General features: G+C 36.5%; 15 protein-coding genes. 11 read left to right on the top strand and 4 right to left on the bottom strand.

From position 1 onward, the window contains the following. A complete protein-coding gene (gene csdE / locus A9G45_RS01010) occupies nt 1–396 on the top strand; it encodes a cysteine desulfurase sulfur acceptor subunit CsdE (protein ID WP_065568343.1) in 396 nt (131 codons plus the stop codon). A 41-nt stretch (nt 397–437) separates the two neighbouring features. Here the strand turns inward: csdE and dolP are convergent, their stop codons facing one another. Then, the gene (gene dolP, locus A9G45_RS01015; RefSeq protein ID WP_065568344.1) at nt 438–1,016 is read right to left on the bottom strand and encodes a division/outer membrane stress-associated lipid-binding lipoprotein; all 579 of its coding nucleotides are present in this window, start codon (nt 1,014–1,016) and stop codon (nt 438–440) included. Between the two features lie 235 nt (nt 1,017–1,251). Here dolP and A9G45_RS01020 point away from each other — a divergent pair, with 235 nt between their 5' ends. Next, nucleotides 1,252–1,950, top strand: a complete 699-nt coding sequence (locus A9G45_RS01020) for a DUF1266 domain-containing protein (protein ID WP_065568345.1) — start codon at nt 1,252–1,254, stop codon at nt 1,948–1,950. After that, nucleotides 1,947–4,640 (top strand): J domain-containing protein, encoded by a 2,694-nt coding sequence (locus A9G45_RS01025; protein ID WP_065568346.1) that lies wholly within the window; start codon nt 1,947–1,949, stop codon nt 4,638–4,640. The genes A9G45_RS01020 and A9G45_RS01025 overlap by 4 nt, the downstream gene beginning before the upstream one ends. Nucleotides 4,641–4,710: 70 nt before the next feature. Here the strand turns inward: A9G45_RS01025 and A9G45_RS01030 are convergent, their stop codons facing one another. The 3 genes from A9G45_RS01030 to xthA all read right to left on the bottom strand — a co-directional run bounded on the left by A9G45_RS01030 (nt 4,711) and on the right by xthA (nt 8,679). Then, nucleotides 4,711–6,381 carry a molecular chaperone HscC gene (locus A9G45_RS01030; RefSeq protein ID WP_065568347.1) on the bottom strand — a complete coding sequence of 557 codons (1,671 nt, stop codon included), beginning with the start codon at nt 6,379–6,381 and terminating at the stop codon, nt 4,711–4,713. A 125-nt stretch (nt 6,382–6,506) separates the two neighbouring features. Further along, the gene (gene xseA, locus A9G45_RS01035; RefSeq protein ID WP_065568348.1) at nt 6,507–7,841 is read right to left on the bottom strand and encodes an exodeoxyribonuclease VII large subunit; all 1,335 of its coding nucleotides are present in this window, start codon (nt 7,839–7,841) and stop codon (nt 6,507–6,509) included. A 31-nt stretch (nt 7,842–7,872) separates the two neighbouring features. Continuing rightward, nucleotides 7,873–8,679: an exodeoxyribonuclease III gene (xthA, locus tag A9G45_RS01040; protein WP_065568349.1), complete on the bottom strand. Its 807-nt coding sequence runs from the start codon at nt 8,677–8,679 to the stop codon at nt 7,873–7,875. Between the two features lie 116 nt (nt 8,680–8,795). On the opposite strand from xthA, the gene tyrA reads away from it, so the two are divergent. From tyrA to atpG, 8 genes are all read left to right on the top strand, one after another. After that, nucleotides 8,796–9,917: a bifunctional chorismate mutase/prephenate dehydrogenase gene (gene tyrA / locus A9G45_RS01045; RefSeq protein ID WP_065568350.1), complete on the top strand. Its 1,122-nt coding sequence runs from the start codon at nt 8,796–8,798 to the stop codon at nt 9,915–9,917. Between the two features lie 143 nt (nt 9,918–10,060). Continuing rightward, nucleotides 10,061–11,392 carry a phosphoglucosamine mutase gene (gene glmM, locus A9G45_RS01050; RefSeq protein ID WP_065568351.1) on the top strand — a complete coding sequence of 444 codons (1,332 nt, stop codon included), beginning with the start codon at nt 10,061–10,063 and terminating at the stop codon, nt 11,390–11,392. A gap of 252 nt (nt 11,393–11,644) precedes the next feature. Further along, nucleotides 11,645–12,427: a F0F1 ATP synthase subunit A gene (atpB, locus tag A9G45_RS01055; RefSeq protein ID WP_065568352.1), complete on the top strand. Its 783-nt coding sequence runs from the start codon at nt 11,645–11,647 to the stop codon at nt 12,425–12,427. A gap of 36 nt (nt 12,428–12,463) precedes the next feature. Continuing rightward, entirely contained in the window at nt 12,464–12,697 is a 234-nt protein-coding gene (gene atpE, locus A9G45_RS01060; RefSeq protein ID WP_442902731.1) for a F0F1 ATP synthase subunit C, read from the top strand. Between the two features lie 24 nt (nt 12,698–12,721). Next, on the top strand, nt 12,722–13,192 hold the full coding sequence (gene atpF / locus A9G45_RS01065) for a F0F1 ATP synthase subunit B (RefSeq protein WP_065568354.1): 471 nt from the start codon (nt 12,722–12,724) through the stop codon (nt 13,190–13,192). Nucleotides 13,193–13,205: 13 nt separating this feature from the next. Then, nucleotides 13,206–13,739 carry a F0F1 ATP synthase subunit delta gene (gene atpH, locus A9G45_RS01070; protein WP_065568355.1) on the top strand — a complete coding sequence of 178 codons (534 nt, stop codon included), beginning with the start codon at nt 13,206–13,208 and terminating at the stop codon, nt 13,737–13,739. Nucleotides 13,740–13,750: 11 nt separating this feature from the next. Further along, complete coding sequence (atpA, locus tag A9G45_RS01075) at nt 13,751–15,292, top strand: F0F1 ATP synthase subunit alpha (protein ID WP_065568356.1); 1,542 nt, start codon at nt 13,751–13,753, stop codon at nt 15,290–15,292. A 14-nt stretch (nt 15,293–15,306) separates the two neighbouring features. After that, nucleotides 15,307–16,176, top strand: coding sequence for a F0F1 ATP synthase subunit gamma (atpG, locus tag A9G45_RS01080; protein WP_065568357.1), 870 nt, complete (start codon nt 15,307–15,309; stop codon nt 16,174–16,176). The last annotated feature ends 45 nt before the right edge of the window (nt 16,177–16,221 follow it).

Consider the following 16,221-nt stretch of genomic DNA (forward strand, 5'->3'; position numbering starts at 1 on the left):
ATGCTATCACAGCAAAGTTTAACCGAATTATTTTCGCAACAACATAATTGGCAAGATCGTTATCGACAATTAGTAATGCTAGCAAAGCAATTACCTGATTTCCCTGAAAATGAAAAAACTGAGCAGAACCAAGTCCACGGATGCGAAAACCGTGTATGGCTAACTTATCAAAAACAACAAGATAATAAGTATATTTTTCAAGGTGATAGTGAGGGAAGGATTGTCAAAGGCTTATTGGCCATTTTAATCATCATTGCCAATCACAAAACAGCACAAGAAATTGCAGCTATCGATTTTCAATCCCTATTAAGTCAGTTAAAAATTTCTGATGAGCTAAGCCAATCACGTTTGCAAGGGCTTGCTAAATTAATTGAGCGCATAAAATCGGTTGCATAAAAAAGGGGCTAATGCGCCCCCTGTCTTTTATATAGTTATCGTTAATTTTCAGTATAAGTGTAAAGTGTGATGACTTTTTTTACACCACTGACTTTACTTGCAATTTCAGCTGCTGCTTTACCTTCTTCTGGGGTAACCATTCCAATTAAAAACACTTCGCTGTTTTCGGTTACCACTTTAATTTTGCGAGCTTTTGTTTTAGCATCTAAAACTAACCGAGATTTAACTTGAGTTGTTATCCAAGTATCATTAGTAATAGTCACTGCCCCAACGGGTTCCCCAATACGAATTTGGTTATAAACTTTTTTTACTCCGTCAACTTGATAAGCAAGCTTTTCTGCTTGTTCAACTTGTTGACTATTTGCTTGTCCAACTAAAAGGATATTACCACCATAAGCACTCGAAGCAATACGCGAGCCAATAAACAAAGGTCCATGGTCTTTAATTTTTATCCCCATACGTGAACTGAGCGTTGTATCATCAACTTGGGTACCAGTAGTGCGAGGATCAGAGGCAACTTTTGCCGTAGCTCCTGCACCAATTCCTATAACAGCAGCAACGCAGCCTTGCAATATTAATGTGCAAGAGATTAACATTGCCATTATGGCGATCTTTTTCATTATAGCTCCTTATGATTTATTGCTCTGTAATAATCAAATTCTAATAGATTGTTTGTATTATGCCTTGTAGATATTGATTTGCAAATAATTTTATGATTTATGCTAGCCTATAGCAGTATTTCTATTTTATTAAACTATATCATAAATTTCTGCTTGAATTTCAATTGTTATTTTAGTGTGAAATCTGCTATCTTTGTATAATAAATAAAATAAATCAGATGATTGGAATAAAAATATGAATCAAGATTGTGTCGATTGGCTATATGGTTTATCCGCACCAATGGTTGCTTTAAATAAGAGATATGGTGCAAGTTACACTTCGCCATCTTTTTTCCCTGACAGAACATTTGTTGATATGGAGAGTGATTGGGGAATAGACTCTCGCCAAGCATTACTAAACTGTGTGTTTAATATGGTTGATGATGGGCATGCACCAATATTATCTCGATATTATTCAATGTACTCTCGATTTTCTGAATCAGAATGGTGTGATTATTGCCAAGCACAAGATGATTATCAAAAAGTATTACTGGCGTTTGTTGAACAAACTTTTTGTGTATGTGGCTATGGTGGCATTCGTAGTTGGGATTATGCCCGTATGGGATATTTGCTACGCAATGGCACGACCAATAAATATATTAGCGAAGAAGAAGCTCTATGGATTTTTTCAAGAATTGCCGCTCGTTCTCAATATTTTTATAGATCTTGGCACCACTACAGTGCTGGTTGGGCGATTGGATTTCAATATTGGGAAACGCTCAATAATAAAGAAGATCTGGAGGCATTACGCTGTGAATTAACCAGAGCATCACAAACACATACCATGAAAATATTAATTAGCGATAAGGATTCACCTTGTAATCGCCTACCTTGGTATACTGAAATCGACGAACTAGAAAAACCAGAATCATTAGCGGAGTATGATTGGTCATGAATACAAATTTTTGGCAATTATTGGGCATCGAAAAAACAACAGATACCACGGTTATTCGTCAAGCATATCGTGTAAAGTTACCATTATATCATCCTGAAACAGATCCCGATGGATTTAAAGCTCTGCGCAAAGCGTATGAATTGGCAATGAATTATGCCAAATCGCCCGAAACAGCTATTGATGAAACTACACAGAATTCAGAAAAATCAACGCCACAACTAACAAAAGAACAAATTAAAGCGAATGAAATTTACGATGCTTATCAAGCCCTGTTAGAAGATCCACTGCGATGCTATAACATTGATGAGTGGCAAAAATTTATCGGTTCATTCTATGACTATCCAATGGAGGTTATTGATTCGGTAAAATGGCGACTATTAGAATTAAGTTACGAAACAACAAATATCTCTGAATCATGTGTCAAAGTTTTAGCCGATAATTTGCGCTGGCGTCAGCAACTCATGACACAATACACTGATGAACTTGAAAAATATGATAATTATTTAAATCACATTGATCGTGGTGATTTATTTGATTACACATGCTTACCAACAACAAATAAAACACTACAAAATGTAACTATCGATTATATATATAATGCCAAATGGTTATTTTGGGAAAGTAGTTCGGAAGACGTTTATGAATTTTTATGCCAAGATACCGTTATTTACCTTCCTAATGATAAAAAATTTATGCTCGAATTTGCTCATTGGCACAGTGCTGCAAGCCTAAAAAATCAATCTATTTTGGATTACGCTTTAACATGCATTGCCGAAGGCGATCAAGACGAAAATATTATTATCGAGTGGAAATATATTGCTGCCATCCAATATACTTTGCTTGAAGATAAACAAAATGCCTTACGGGCTTGGTTAGAATTGTATTATTCAGGTCATTATCAACAAAAAGCAGAAAGCTGGATAGCAGGTTGGTGTGCTTATTTTGAAAAAAATCACTTCCCATTATTAGTTATGGCGCTAAATAATAGTTATTGTGTCGCTGCCGATAAAACAGAAAATTATTTGTATACTATTCCGCAAATAACGGTAACTACAACATCACGATTAGCCTCATTAGAGAATATTGATGAGTATCCAAAAGAAATTATCGATTTTGTTAATTGGGCTTTAGATATAAGCTGGAATTACAAACAAGTCATACCAATATTGTTACTGGATGACGGCAATAATCGATTATATCGTTTATACCGACATGCCATTATGTTGCGTCACGGCAATGAAATATTATTACAAGAAATTTTAGACGATCAAAGCGATGATCCATTTGAACAATTTATTTTACAACATTTACAACGCCAAGCACGACAACATCTTGCATGGCTTGCAGAACTTTCACCCGTGCAAGAATTTAAAACATGGTTATTTGATAATAATGAAAATGCTCAACTTCCACCTCAATTCGATCCCGACGAGAATGGTAAGCTAGCTGTATATGCTCGTTTATGGCTAGATAGATTCAGCGATATTCCTGATATTGCTAAATCACATTTATATCAAAGTTTTTCTTATCCAAATATGGAAATGTTTGACTGGGTTACGTTTTTAAAATTTAATAATTATTATCAACTACCAAAATCTCCAGATCCTTCGGTTATTGCTAATAAGAAAGAAGCTTATTGGCAATGGTATCGTTGTTATTTATTAGTAATTGCAATTTCTTATGAACCAATAGAAACTGCAAAATATCTTCGGCAAGAAAATAATACTTTTATTATTGATGAAAATAACCCATTTAAACCATTAATAGCGATATTTAAGCATGGCAACTGGCAAAATGAAACCGAGCTGTATAACCTAATCAATAATGATAGTGGGCTAATTAATAATGTTTTAATTAATTATCCCAATTCAATTGAATGGTTTATTGATGCGCCTCACCTTATTGATTTTGACGATATTGAGCAAAAACTGGAGCAAATATGGACACAAAAACTGGCGAATCGAAATCCAATTTATTTAATGTTGTTATACATAATTATATTAAATAAAACTGAGCAAAAAAATAAATTAGATACGATATTACAAGATATTACTGGTGATAATAAAGAGTTAATAAACATAGCCAAAGATCTGCAAAATAATTGGATTACACTATCTTCTGATATCAAAAAAAAATACAGTTATACCAAACAAGTTGATGAAATAAGAACACTTGCTAAACGTTTATCTAACTATTACGGTATATGCGATGAAGATGAACTTGAAATGTTAGACAAGTTTAAAAACAGCTGTGGCAATGATTTAGTCTTACGGCTTTGTGCGTCATTACTTATAGCAAAACATCGTGAAAATCAACAAAAACTGGAATCACAGCCATTACCTAAAAATAAATGGTGGCAGTTTTGGCGTTGGAAAGGACGAACTAATATAAAAGGTTTTATTATACAATTATGTTGTAGCTTCATAGTGTTAGGATTGATGACCGTACTTAACAATAATTTTGAATTGGATAGTCCTACTTTCTCTATGATTTGTTATTTTGTTGTTGTAACCAACACCGTTTTTGCTATGAAACGACGTTTTAATGATATTAATAAAGGTGAGCCTCTCTGTGATTTTGTGGGCGAAATATTGGCTTATCTCTTATTTTTTGCGCCATTTTGGGTTTCTGGCATCAAACACACTAACCATTTTGGACCGCCAGTAGAAAAAGCTATCAAGAAAAAGTAAGCCGTATAAAAAACCCCTTTTATACTTATCATAAAAGGGGGTTGCTAATATTTTTAAATATCTTTATTAGTTATCGATTCAGATCTTGTAGATTAGATTCAATTTCACCACGAATTTCGTTAATTTCTTCAGAATTTTGTCTATTTAGTACTTCCATAAAAGCTTCAATATATGATCCAATTAATAGCCGTTCATTTCCCAATGATTGTGCCCATGCACGTTCCAGCCTTGCTAATAAAGTACGATTCGGCATTTCGTCGCGAGGGTGAATTTTAAGTGCTTTTAAGCGATCATGACTGTCTTGTTTTTGTTTGTCTGTTAATCCAATTGGACTATGATCAATCACTTTGCCATGTTGTTTGCCTGTCTCAAGTAAAACCACATCAACTTCTAATAAGCCATTTAGATCATAACTAAAGCGAACATCAATCCCTTGTGTTTTTTCCATTGGCGTTAGAGGCACTTCAAACTCATCAATTAAAACATCGTTTTCAACGCGTGGATTTTCACCTTGATAAACCGAAATACATATCACTTTTTGTTGAGGGTAAGTTGTGTAAAATGTTTTTACTTTCGAAGTTGGCACAATGGTATTACGTTCAATAATGGGGGAAAATAGCCCACTGACATTATTTGAACAACTTTCGATCCCTAGTGTATAAGGGCATACATCAGTTAAAATAACTTCTTCAACATCGGCATTTCGCAATCGACAAGCCGCCTGAACAGCGGCGCCTTGTGCCACGATTGTTGTCGGATTTATGTGGCGATAAGGTAGTTTTGCAAATAATTTTGTCACTAGCTCTCGAACTACACCCAATTGTGATGAACCACCGACTAAAACAATATGTTCGAGTTCGTTGGGTTTTAAGCGAGCATCACTTAAAGCTTGTTCAACTGGGGCTCGTAATCGATTAAGTAATGATAACCAAATTGATTTAGCTTTTACTTCGTTTAATGAAAATTGCCATTGTTTGTCTTGCCATAACCAGGTCAAATTATGCACTTGGTCACCACTGAGCTTACATTTTAGTTGTTCAGCTAAATCTAATAAACGCGCATAATCATCAACTGGGATATCTGGTTGTTTAAGTTTCCATTCTCTTAAGCATGCTTTGACAATTTCATCCGTAAAATCTTCACCACCTAAGTAATTATCACCTGCTGATGCATGTACCTCAATTATCGGCATGGCATATTCTAGTACAGTCACATCAAAAGTACCGCCACCTAAGTCAAAAACTAAAGTGTTACCAGACTGTTCTTCATGTAATCCATACGCCATTGAGGCCGCTGTTGGCTCATTAATTAAACGCACTGCATTTAGTCCAGCAAGCTCGGCAGCAAAGCGGGTCTGTTTACGCTGTTCGTCATTAAAATAAGCTGGAACAGATATGACGACATCATGAATTTCTTGTTGTAGAAAAGTCTCAGCATCAGCCTTTAGTGATTTTAAAACTAATGCTGAAAGCTCAGTTGGTGTAAATTTTTGATCACCTAATTCAAAAACTTTATTTGATCCTAAAAAACGTTTAAATGCCGCCACACTACGACTAGGATGAGTGGTTAAACGAGATAAAGCTGCGTGACCAACTAAAATCGAATTATCTTCATCAAGGCTGACTGCCGAAGGTGTAACAACTTCGCCTATTGAGTTGGGAATAAGTGTCGGCTGACCATTTTGCCAAACACAAATTAAACTATTGGTAGTACCTAAATCAATACCGATTGGATAATGCATAAACTCTCTAAATAATATAATAATTCCTTATTGTTTAGATTATATACTAGCGATCACCAGAATTGCAAAAATGATACTAAAAATGAGTAAAATAGGTTTATCTATCATCTTTAAATATAATTATTTTATTTATTGATTTTGGTAATTTGGCTAACAAGTTTACCTTTTTTCAGTCTTGTTACGATAATGTCGCCCACCGTGACTTGCTCAGAACGACGAACCACTGCATTGTTTTGGTCGGTGGTGACTGAATAACCTCGCTCAAGCGTAGCTAGCGGACTAACATTGTTAAGTTGAGAGGTTTGTAAAACGAATTGATGTTGTGATTTTGTTAACTTTTGTTTAATTAAATTAATAAGTCTTTGCTGTTTTTGTTCAACTACTTGTTGTAAATAGGTAATATTATTTTGTGGTGATACACGTAATAATCGCTTATCCAAAAAATTATAGCGATTTGATAGTCTGAGTAAATATTGCTGAATATTTTCAGATAATGAATGGCGATAAGCTAGGAGTTGATTTAATTGTTTTTCTAGCTTTGTTTGTGGATGTTGAGTTTGTAATTGATGTCGCCATTTATTGAGTCTTGCTTGACACTGCATTAAATAATAATCCATTGCCATGGATAAATGCTGTTCTTTTGCTTGAATACGTTTTATCTGATCTAAATTATCATGACTTACTAACTCGGCAGCAGCAGATGGTGTAGCCGCTCTGACATCAGCAACAAAATCTGCAATGGTAAAATCAATTTCATGTCCAACCGCGCTAACCGTCGGTATTTTGCTTGAAAAAAGGGCTCTTGCTACTATTTCTTCATTAAATGACCATAAGTCTTCAAGCGAACCTCCGCCTCGCCCAATAATTAACACATCACATTCTTGCCGAATATTGGCAATTTGAATCATCTTAGCAATTTGTCCCGCTGCCTCATTGCCTTGTACTTGAGTTGGGTAGATGATTAAATGTAAGCTAGGATCACGACGCTTTAATATTTGGCAAATATCATGTAGCGCAGCACCCGTTGATGAAGTGATAATGCCAACAGTACGAATATTTTCAGGAAGTGGCTGTTTATACATGGGATCAAATAAACCTTCGTCTGACAGTTTTTGTTTTAACTGCTCAAACTTTTGCTGTAGTAATCCTGCTCCTGCCGGTTGAATTTTATCAATAACTAATTGATATTCACCTCGAGCTTCATACAATGTAACTGTTGCTCGAACTAAAACTTGCTGTCCATTTTGTGGTGTAAAGCCAGCACGAAAATTACTATTGCGAAACATCGCACAGCGCACCTGTGCACTGTCGTCTTTTAATGAGAAATACCAATGACCAGACCATGGACGAGAAAAGTTTGAGATTTCGCCTATCAACCAAACTTGGCCAATAGCATCACAAAGCAACTCTTTCACCATTTGATTGAGATCTTTAATCGATAAAATTGAACTACCTTGCATGCTATTATCCTTATGGTAACTATATCTATGGTTATGCTAAATCAAATTGAGCCCAAATTGGTGCATGATCAGATGGTTTTTCCATCGCTCTAATATCATAATCAATACCTGTTTGCAGGTAGTAATTCATCATTTTTTTGCTAGCTAAAATCAAATCGATGCGTAGCCCAGTATGGGTATCAAAACCTTTAGAACGATAATCAAACCAAGAATATGTTTTTTCTTTTGGATAAGCATTACGGTAAGTATCAGTAAAACCAAGTGACATTAAATTGTTTATCCATTCACGCTCTTCGGGCAAAAATGAACATTTACCTGTACGTAACCAACGTTTTCGGTTTTCTTCAGTAAGACCTATATCTAAATCGGTTGGGCAAATATTCATATCCCCCATTATTAATGATAATTGGCTATTTAATTGCTGCTGTTCGATATAAGTTATTAAATCTTGATAAAATTTACGCTTGGCAGGATATTTTATTTCATGATGTAAACTTTCACCTTGCGGAAAATAACCATTAATTACCATTAAATTGCCTTGGCTAGTTGGTAACTCAGCAATAATCAAACGGCATTGTGCGTCTTCGTTATCGGTTGGAAAACCACACTGTACTGAAATGGTTTTTTGTTTAGTTAACAATGCCACACCATAGTGGCTTTTTTGCCCGTGATAATGTAAGTGATAACCAAACTGAGCAAGCTCTTCAACGGGAAATTGGTCATTATGTACTTTGGTTTCTTGAAGACCAATAATATCTGGTTGGTGGGTATCAATAATTGCCGCTAGCTGATGAATTCGGGCTCGAAGGCTGTTAATATTAAAAGAGATGACTTTCATGATTATTTTATTGTGTTACATTTAATGTTGTAGTTGCCCCATCCTACCAAAAATACGTTATACTGTTAAGCTATTACATAAAGAGTTGTCATTTGTGATAAAAGGAATAGCCGAATATGTCTACGGAATTAACTGCCTTGCGCGATAAAATCGATGAAGTTGATAAATCAATTTTATCATTAATTACCAAACGATTAGCATTAGTTACCGAAGTTGGTGAAGTAAAAAGTAAACATGGTATTCCTATTTATGATCCTAAACGTGAAGCAGAAATGCTAAACAAAAGGCGACAAGAAGCTGAAAATGCGGGTATATCTCCCGCATTAATTGAAGATATTTTACGTCGTTTGATGCGTGAATCGTATATTAGCGAAAATGACAAAGGTTTCAAAAAAGTTTATACAGGCCAAGGTTCTATAGTCATTGTTGGTGGTAATGGACAAATGGGGCGGTTGTTTGCTCGGTTATTTACCTTATCAGGCTACCAAGTTAAAACGTTAGGCTCTAAAACTATGCATCAAGCTACTGAAATAGTTGCTGATGCTGCTGCGGTTATTGTCACAGTGCCAATAAATAAAACTTGTGAAATCATAAAACAATTACCGCAATTGCCAAAAGATTGTATCTTAACGGATTTTACTTCTATCAAAGCTAAACCACTTGAAACGATGCTAGAAAAGCATCAAGGACCCGTTGTCGGATTGCATCCTATGTTTGGCCCTGATGTGCCTAATTTAGCCAAACAAATTATCGTTTATTGTGAAGGTCGCGAACCAACTAAATATCAATGGTTAATTGAGCAAATGCGTATATGGGGTGCTAATTTATGCGCTATTGATGCCAAAGAGCATGATAAATGCATGTCGTTCATTCAAGCATTACGCCATTTTACCTCTTTTTCATACGGCGTAAATTTACAACGTGAACAGGCTGATTTAGAGCAACTAATTGCACTATCATCTCCTATCTATCGGCTTGAACTGATGATGGTTGGACGGTTGTTTGCTCAAGATCCCGCTCTTTATGCCGATATTATTATGGCATCAGATGATAATATTGAATTAATCAAGCGCTATTATGAACGCTTTGGGCAAATGGTGAAATTAATTGAACAACGTAATAAAACTAAATTTATTGAGAATTTTAATGAAGTCACCGCCTGGTTTGGCAATTATGCAGAACGCTTTATCAAAGAGAGCCAAGTATTATTAAAATTTGCCAACGATAGTCGAGAATAGTTTTATAATGAAACGTCTATTTTATTGAGGTTTTTTTACAACTTGGGGTATACGGTTATCAAAAAAATCGCATACAACTTTAAAGTAAAGTATTGTTAATTAAATGTTGTCCAACATAACAAATATTAGTATGAGGGTACAAAATGTCTAATCGGAAATATTTTGGTACAGATGGGATTCGCGGTAAAGTTGGGCAGCATCCTATTACGCCAGATTTTGCGCTAAAATTAGGTTGGGCTGCAGGCCGTGTTCTTGCTAAAGATGGTGTTAAAAAAGTATTAATCGGTAAAGATACTCGCATTTCAGGCTATATGCTTGAGTCGGCACTAGAAGCAGGTTTTGCCTCCGCTGGCGTTGCAGCAGCTTTTACAGGCCCTATGCCAACCCCCGCTATTGCCTACTTAACTCGCACTTTTCGGGCTGATGCTGGAGTGGTCATTTCTGCTTCACATAACCCTTTTTATGATAATGGTATTAAGTTCTTTTCAGCCGAAGGAAAAAAACTTGATGATGCAATTGAATTAGAAATCGAGGCTGAACTTGAAAAAGAGATCGATTGCGTAGAATCAAAACAACTTGGTCGAGCAAGCCGTATCACCGATGCAGCGGGACGCTATATCGAATTTTGTAAGAGCACATTCGATCATGATTTAAGTCTAGCTACATTAAAAATTGTTGTCGATTGCGCTAATGGCGCAACTTATCACATTGCACCCAAAGTGCTTCGTGAACTTGGTGCTAAGGTCATAAAAATTGGCTGTGAACCTGATGGTGTTAATATCAATGAAAACTGTGGTGCAACTGACGTTAAAGCTCTCGCTAAATGTGTTATTGATGAAAAAGCAGATTTAGGCTTTGCATTAGATGGTGATGGCGATCGTATCATCATGGTTGATCATAAGGGACGCAAAATTGATGGTGATCAAATTATTTACATTATTGCTCGCGAAGCACTAAGGCAAGGTCAACTCAAAGGTGGAGTTGTTGGCACATTAATGAGCAATATGGGGCTTGAAATTGCACTTAAAAATCTTGGAATTTCTTTTGTTCGAGCCAAAGTAGGTGATCGTTATGTTCTTGAAAAATTAGTAGAAAAAAACTGGCGCTTAGGTGCTGAAAATTCAGGCCATGTGTTATTATTAGATAAAACCACCACGGGTGATGGTATCGTTGCAGGCTTACAAGTACTAGCGGCAATGGTGCGTAATGATATGTCATTAGCTGATTTATGCAGTGGCATGACAATGCTACCGCAAGTCTTAATTAATATCCGTTTTTCAGGCAAAGAAGATCCACTAAATAGTACTGCTGTAAAATCAGCTATTGAAAAAGCAGAAAAACAGCTTGGCAATCATGGGCGAGTTTTGATCCGTAAATCAGGTACAGAACCACTGATTCGCGTCATGGTTGAGGGAAACAATGAAATGGAAGCCCAAAAATTAGCAGAAACTATTGCCATAGCAGTTAAAAATTAAAAATAACCTCATTTATGCCCATTAATTAAGCCATTGATTGAACAATCTTTGGTTTAAAATAATAGATGAAGTTGCGCATATTTACACAAAATTAGTAAAAAGTGTCTAAATTTTTAATTTCGTTAATCAAAGGTTGACTTAATATAGGCAATTGGGTTTAAAATAGTGGCTTCAATTATTACAACGATTGCTTATACCTTTCTAGGTAAATAAGCAGTATTCTTTATTTTTAGGAATAAGTAAGAGGGTTATATGTCTGTTTCCTCTCCAGCTTCACCACAAGCTTACATCAAGCATCATCTTGAAAACTTGCAAGTAGGTTCGGGTTTTTGGACCTTAAACCTTGACTCACTATTCTTTTCAATTCTACTTGGTGTAATCTTTTTATGGATCTTTCACCGCGTTGCTAAAAAAGCAACTAGTGGAGTGCCTAGTAAATTACAATGTGCTATTGAAATGATTTTTGAATTTGTCAACAATACTGTTAAAGATATGTTCTCAGGTCAAAATAAGCTCATTGCACCGCTAGCTTTAACAGTGTTTATTTGGGTTTTCTTAATGAATTTTATGGATCTTATCCCGGTTGACTTTCTCCCTTATGCAGGTCAATACCTAGGTCTATCACATTTAAGGGTTGTTCCAACAGCAGATGTTAGCATCACTATGTCAATGTCTTTAGGCGTCTTTGTCCTTATTATTATTTATTCTATTAAATATAAAGGGATTAGTGGTTTCATTAAAGAATATACACTTCACCCTTTCAATCACTGGGCATTTGCGCCGATTAATTTAGTGCTTGAATTAGTTAGTCTTTTAGCTAAGCCTGTTTCTTTAGGGCTTCGACTTTTCGGAAATATGTACGCAGGTGAACTTATCTTCATCTTAATTGCTGCATTATTGCCTTGGTGGTCACAGTGGGTATTGTCATTACCATGGGCCATCTTCCATATTTTAATTATTACATTACAAGCATTTATTTTTATGGTGTTGACGATCGTCTATTTAGCTATGGCGTCGGCAACGGAAGATCATTAATTTTAATATTTTTTTGATAATAAACTGGAGTATATAATGGATATTAGTATGTTATTTGTAGCCGCAGGTATAATGATGGGATTAGCTGCAATTGGTGGTGCAGTTGGTATTGGTTTATTAGGTGGCAAATTTTTAGAAGGTGCTGCTCGCCAACCAGAATTAATGCCTATGTTACGTACTCAATTCTTTATCGTAATGGGCTTAGTTGATGCGATCCCAATGATTTGTGTGGGTATTGCGCTTTATGTTATTTTTGCTGTCGCTGGCTAATAAAAATTTAAGAGGAATCGTGTCATGAATATGAACGCAACGCTCCTCGGCCAAGCAATTACATTTGTATTGTTTGTTTGGTTCTGTATGAAGTTTGTTTGGCCTCCAGTTATCGGCGCAATTGAAAAGCGTCAAAAAGAGATAGCCGAAGGACTTGCTTCAGCAGAAACAGCAAAAAAAGATTTGGAATTAGCCAAAGCAAATACATCTGACATAATGCAACAGGCTAAGGTTGAGGCCAATGCAATTATTGAGCAAGCAAACAAACGCAAAGCAGCCATTCTTGAAGAAGCAAAGCAAGAAGCTTCTCGTGAAAAAGAACGAATTGTTGCTCAAGGGCTTGCCGAAGTAGAGGCCGAACGCAAACGAGCTAAAGAAGAGCTCAAACAACAAGTCGCTACACTCGCTATTGCTGGTGCAGAAAAAATTATTCAACGTTCTGTTAATGAAGCCGCAAATAGCGACATCATTGATAAACTCGTAGCTGAACTATAAGGAGATATGAGCAATGGCTGACTTAATTACGATTGCTCGCCCTTATGCTAAAGCCGCTTTCGAGTTTGCGGTAGAAAAAAACAGCATCGAATCATGGCATAAAATGCTAGTGTTAACATCAGAAGTAAGTAAAGATGCTCAAATAAAGAGCGTTTTAACATCTGACATGAAAGCCGATTCGGTGGCTAATTTACTCATCAATATCTGCAAAGATGTGTTAGATGAGTTTAGCACTAACTTTATTAAGATTATGGCTGAAAACAAACGGTTATCACTTCTTCCCGAAGTACTAACTTTGTTTGAGCAATATTGTTTAGAGAAAAATGCCCAAGCAGATGTAGATGTGATTTCTGCTAGTGAGCTAACCAATGAACAACTTAATAAGATTTCTGTCGCTGTCGAAAAACGTTTATCACGAAAAGTAAAACTAAAATGTCACATAGATAAATCGCTCATTTCTGGTTTTATTATTCGTACGGGCGATATGGTTATTGATAGTAGTATCAGAGGGCGTTTAAATCGTTTAACTGACGCTCTACAGTCTTAAGGGGACTGATAATGCAGCTAAATTCAACTGAAATAAGTGAACTAATTAAAGAGCGGATAGCTCAGTTCAATATTGTGAGTGATGCTCACAATGAAGGAACTATCATATCTGTAAGTGATGGTATCCTTCGAATCCATGGACTAACTGATGTAATGCAAGGTGAAATGATTGCATTACCAGGAGGTCGCTATGCAATGGCTCTCAATCTTGAAAGAGACTCTGTCGGTGCGGTGGTCATGGGACCATACGAAGATTTATCTGAAGGAATGAAAGTCCAATGTACTGGTCGTATATTACAAGTACCAGTTGGTGAAGGTTTATTAGGTCGTGTTATTAACACATTAGGTGAGCCAATTGATGGTAAAGGTTCACTTCAACATGATGGCTTTTCACCAGTTGAAGTTGTTGCACCAGGTGTTATCGATCGTAAATCTGTTGATCAAGCATTACAAACTGGCTATAAAGCCGTTGACTCAATGATTCCAATTGGTCGAGGTCAGCGTGAACTTATCATCGGTGACCGTCAAACAGGTAAAACAGCACTTGCTGTCGATGCGATCATCAATCAACGTGACTCTGGCGTAAAATGTATCTATGTCGCTATTGGCCAAAAACAATCAACTATTGCCAATGTTGTGCGTAAACTTGAAGAACATGGTGCATTAAAAAATACGATTGTTGTTGTTGCCTCTGCATCTGAATCAGCAGCATTACAATATTTAGCGCCATATGCCGGTTGTGCAATGGGCGAATACTTTCGTGATCGAGGCCAAGATGCATTAATTGTTTATGATGATTTATCTAAACAAGCGGTTGCTTACCGTCAAATTTCGTTATTACTTCGTCGCCCACCTGGACGTGAAGCTTACCCAGGTGATGTATTTTATCTTCACTCTCGTTTACTTGAACGTGCTGCGCGCGTCAACGAAGCCTATGTTGAAGAGTACACTAAAGGCGAAGTTAAAGGTAAAACAGGTTCTTTAACGGCATTACCAATTATTGAAACGCAAGCTGGTGACGTTTCGGCATTCGTACCAACTAACGTAATTTCGATTACTGATGGTCAGATATTCCTTGAAACTAGCCTATTTAACTCAGGCATTCGCCCAGCGGTTAACCCAGGTATTTCGGTTTCTCGTGTTGGTGGTGCTGCGCAAACTAAGATAATGAAAAAATTATCAGGTGGTATCCGTACTGCGCTTGCACAATATCGTGAATTAGCTGCGTTCTCACAGTTTGCTTCTGACTTAGATGAGGCAACAAGAAATCAATTGAGCCACGGTGAAAAAGTGACAGAATTACTCAAACAAAAGCAATATGCTCCTATGACTGTTGCTGAGCAATCAATTGTACTTTATGCCGCTGAGCGTGGTTATTTAGAAGATGTTGAACTCGCTAAAGTGTTACCATTTGAAACCGCACTACTTGCTTATGCTCATAGTCAATATGGCGATTTTGTTAAACAAATCGATGAGACCGGTAATTACAATGATGAGATTGAAAGTAAGCTAAAAGCATTACTTGAAAGCTTTAAATCAACTCAAACTTGGTAAGGGTGGGGTAAAAAATGGCTAATGCAAAAGAGATTAGAACCAAAATTGCCAGTATCCAAAGTACGCAAAAGATCACTAAAGCGATGGAAATGGTTGCCAACTCTAAAATGCGTAAAACGCAAGATAGAATGGCAGCTAGCCGACCATATGCAGAGATGATCCGTGAAGTAATTGGACATTTAGCGTTAGCTCAGATAGGCGCCAAACATCCATATTTAGAAGAAAGGGATGTAAAGCGAGTTGGCTATCTTATCATTTCAACCGATCGTGGTTTATGTGGTGGATTAAATATCAACCTTTTCAAGGCGGTTATTACTGACATGTCAGCATGGCAGGAGAAAGGTGTCGAAGCAGATGTAGCTTTAATTGGTTCACGAGGTGTGTCGTTTTTCTCTTCAGTAAAAGCGAATATCTTAACCCAAGTCACTAACTTGGGAGACGAGCCAACTTTATCAGATTTAATTGGTCCGGTAAAAACAATGTTGGAGGCTTATGACGAGGGTAAGATTGATAAATTATATATTGTAACAAATAAATTTATTAATACCATGTCACAAAAGCCGACAATACAGCAGTTATTGCCATTACCACATTCAGAAGATGACAAACTCAAAGCTTCATCATGGGATTATATTTATGAGCCTGATGCTAAATCACTATTAGATGTGATTTTACGTCGCTATATTGAATCACAAGTCTATCAAGCAGTGGTTGATAATTTAGCGAGTGAACAAGCAGCAAGAATGGTAGCCATGAAAGCGGCAACAGATAACGGTGCAAACCTAATTAATGAATTGCAAATTGTGTATAACAAAGCGCGCCAAGGTGCGATTACTAATGAATTGATTGATATTGTATCCGGTGCAGCCGCGGTTTCAGGTTAGTGCTAAATATTGGCTTATAGTTAAGAAAAAGACGTAGAGGATTAA

Source organism: Gilliamella sp. HK2 (genome assembly GCF_001690265.1).
Classification (GTDB): Bacteria; Pseudomonadota; Gammaproteobacteria; order Enterobacterales; family Orbaceae; genus Gilliamella; species Gilliamella apicola_C.